The organism is Caulobacter sp. B11 (genome assembly GCF_002737765.1).
Lineage (GTDB): Bacteria > Pseudomonadota > Alphaproteobacteria > Caulobacterales > Caulobacteraceae > Caulobacter.
In genome coordinates this window covers 1-3,369 of sequence record NZ_PEGG01000256.1, presented here as the reverse complement: position 1 = coordinate 3,369, position 3,369 = coordinate 1, and the positions used below count along the sequence as shown (strand labels likewise).

General features: G+C 66.4%; 2 protein-coding genes and 1 pseudogene. All 3 read right to left on the bottom strand.

The annotated features are described in order from the left end of the window. Nucleotides 1-74: 74 nt before the first annotated feature. Nucleotides 75-1,262, bottom strand: a complete 1,188-nt coding sequence (locus CSW58_RS10535) for an IS481 family transposase (protein ID WP_099447254.1) — start codon at nucleotides 1,260-1,262, stop codon at nucleotides 75-77. Between the two features lie 208 nt (nucleotides 1,263-1,470). After that, a pseudogene (lpdA, locus tag CSW58_RS10530) lies at nucleotides 1,471-2,870 on the bottom strand (dihydrolipoyl dehydrogenase). A 217-nt stretch (nucleotides 2,871-3,087) separates the two neighbouring features. Continuing rightward, nucleotides 3,088-3,369 (bottom strand): DUF3088 family protein (locus CSW58_RS10525; RefSeq protein WP_099447253.1); only part of this gene is annotated, 282 nt, incomplete at its 5' end.

Genomic DNA, 3,369 nt, shown 5'->3' with positions numbered 1-3,369 from the left:
GGTCCCGACACAATTTGGGCAGACGCTGGGCCCGGCGCTATCTCAAATCTTCCCGTCATTCCCGCCCTTGTTGTTCAGACCGGGGACATAGCGGACACCTGTTCGGAGACATGGCTGACAGTTTTGGGATTGGTCAAGTCGATGAAGGCGACGGGGTGGCTTGCGAAAAAGACGCCGTATTGTCCATCGCGATGGAGGGGGCGCAGGGCGAGGCGTTCACCGCGGAAGGCCTTGGGGACGGGCCATAGGCGCCCGTTGAAGCGGACATAGGCCTTGGTTGTGGAAACGGTCCTGACGATGTCTTCGGCGTCGTACTCTGGCGAGGGCAGGCGGTCGGGCATCGTCCGCGGGCTCGGGCGATAGCGGCTGGCGGGGCAGGTCTGACCGAGAGCTTCGTGAGGGCGCTCGTGGTTATAGGTTTCCCGCCAGCGGTCGAAAGCCCGCTGAACCTCCGCGAGGCTGTCGAAGGTGCGCAGGGCAAAGACCTCTGCGGCCAGTGAGCGGTGGAAGCGTTCGATCTTGCCCCGGCTCTGAGGATGGTAGGGGCGGCTGTAGAGCACCCGCACGCCGAGCTTGAGCAGCCAGACGGCCAGGCGCGTCCAGCGCTCGCCGCTGGCCTGGTCCCAGGACGAACCCCAGGGCGGGCCGTTGTCGACGAAGAAGGCCCGGGGCAGTCCGTGGCGGCGAAAGGCCTGCTCCAGATGGGCCTGGACGGTGACGCTCTGCTGATCGGCGCAGGCGCGCAAAGCCGGCGAGAAGCGCGAATGGTCGTCCAGCACGGTCAAGGGATGGCAGCGTTGGCCGCCGGCGAGCCGCACCCAACCCTTGAAATCCATCTGCCAGAGCTCGTTGGGTTCGCTTCGTTCGAAGCGCGTCCAGGCCTTGCCCGGCGCTTCGGGGAAGGGCTCAATCCGGCCGTGACGGCGCAGGATCTCATGCACTGTCGAGACCGCTGGAGCCGCCGTTCCTCGCGCCTCCAACCATGCCTTGATCTTCCGCGCGCCCCAGGCCGGATGCGCTTGGCGAACCGCCAACACCGCCGCCTCGATCACGCCGTCGGTGCGGCCCGGGCTGCCGTGGGGCCGACGAGAACGGTCCGCCAGATCGCCATCCCCTGCCTGCGCCCTAGCCAGCCACTTGTAGCCGACCTCCGGACTGATCCCGAACCGTCGGCACAACTCCCGCCGGTTTGCCCCTTCCATCATCGCAAGCCTGACAAACTCACGCCGCTGTTCCATCGCCGAAACCTCACGCCAAGGCATGGACCGCCCTCCTCAAGAGCCATTCCAGCCAGTGATGTGTCAGCTATGTCCCCGAACAACCGTCAGGCATGTCCCCGGTCTGAACAACAAGGGCGGGAATGACGGAGGTGTTTGGGGGCGCCAGCCCGTAAAAGAATGGCGGGGTCCCGTTTCCGAAACCCCGCCCCTGTCGGAGCGATCCGACAAACGTCTTCAGCGGCCTGAAAGTCTAGGCCTGCATCGTCCAGCCCTCGACGCCCATGGCGGCCTGACGCAGGGCCTCGGAGCGAGTCGGGTGGGGATGGCAGGTTCGGGCCACGTCTTCCGAGGCGCCGCCAAATTCCATGGCCACGCAATATTCGCCGATCATGTCGCCGACATTGGGCCCGATCATGTGGACGCCGAGGATCTGGTCGGTCTTGGCGTCGGCCAGGACCTTCACGAAACCATCGCCCTCGTGGTTGATCTTGGCCCGGCTGTTGGCGGCGAACGGGAACTTGCCGATCTTGTAGGCGACGCCCGCGGCCTTCAGCTGCTCCTCGGTCTGGCCGACCGTGGCCACCTCGGGCTTGGTGTAGATGACGCCCGGGATGATGCCGTAATTCACGTGACCGGCCTTGCCGGCGATCAGCTCGATACAGGCCACGCCCTCGTCCTCGGCCTTGTGGGCCAGCATCGGGCCGCTGGTCACGTCACCGACCACCCAGACACCCGGGGCCGAGGTCTTGAAGTGGTCATTGGCGATGACGCCGCGCTTGTCGGGCGTGATGCCGACCGTCTCCAGGCCGAGCCCCTCGGTGAAGGGCCGGCGGCCAATGGCGACCAGCACATAGTCAGCCTGCAGGGTCTCGGCGGGGCCGCCGGCGACCGGCTCAACCGTCAACTGGGCCTGCTTGGCGGTCGCCATCGCGCCGGTGACCTTGGCGCCGAGCTTGAACTTGAATCCCTGCTTGACGAGGATCCGCTGGAACGCCTTGGCGACCTCGTCGTCGGTGCCCGGCAGGATGCGATCGAGATACTCGACCACGGTGACCTCGGCGCCCAGGCGGCGCCAGACCGAGCCCAGTTCCAAGCCGATGACGCCGGCGCCGACCACGATCAGGCTTTTGGGCACTTCCGGCAGGACCAGAGCCCCGGTCGAATCGACGACGCGCTGATTGTCAACGGTCACGCCCGGAAGCGGCGTCGGCTCGGAGCCGGTGGCGATGACGATGTTCTTGGTCTCGAGCGTGGATTCCGCCCCGTCCTCGGTCTTGACCACCACCTTGCCGGGCCCGGCGATGCGGCCCCAGCCCTTGATGTACTCGACCTTGTTCTTCTTCATCAGGAACTCGACGCCCTTGGTCAGGGCTTCGACGCTGTCGGCCTTCTGCTTCATCATCTGCGGCAGGTTGAGCTTGGTCGTCACCTCGACGCCCATGGCCGCCAGCTCGCCGTTGGCGGCGGCGTCATAGAGTTCGGAGGCGTGCAGCAAGGCCTTGGAGGGCATACAGCCGACGTTCAGGCAGGTGCCGCCCAGCTTGCCGCGGCCCTCAATGATCGCGACCTTCAGGCCCAACTGCCCGGCGCGGATCGCGCCATTGTAGCCGCCGGGGCCGCCCCGATGATGACGACGTCGTACTGAGCCATGGGTCTTTGCCTTGAGACATGCGCCGAGAGCGCCGGACAGAATATGGGGCCAGCCCCCTGGAAATCCCAGGGGTCCTGCAGACCGATCCCGCTCAAAGGGGCCCCTTGAGAAGGACCGGCGCTTACGCGGCTAGTCCTAGCGCCGTTTCGACAAGGATCAACCCAATGCCGGTCGACAGCCCCGGCTGAGCGCTGTTTTCTGCCCCGCCGTGCTTGGTCAGGGATGTGGCGGCGCCACCCCGTGGCGAGCGGCCAGATAGCGGGTCACCGGACCCTCATTGGTGGCGAACCAGCGGCCGTTGGCGCACAGCAGATCGTCAGGACGCAGATCGGCATGGGCGAAGGGCTCAGCCAGCACCAGCATGGGCAGGTTCTGGTGCGCCTCGCCCAGCAGTTCGACCACAGGCCCCCGGGGTCGCGGATAGGGCAGGTAGACGATGTCGAGCCGCTCCCGCACCGCCGGATAATAGCCCAGGAAGCCCTCCACCGCCGCGCAGGC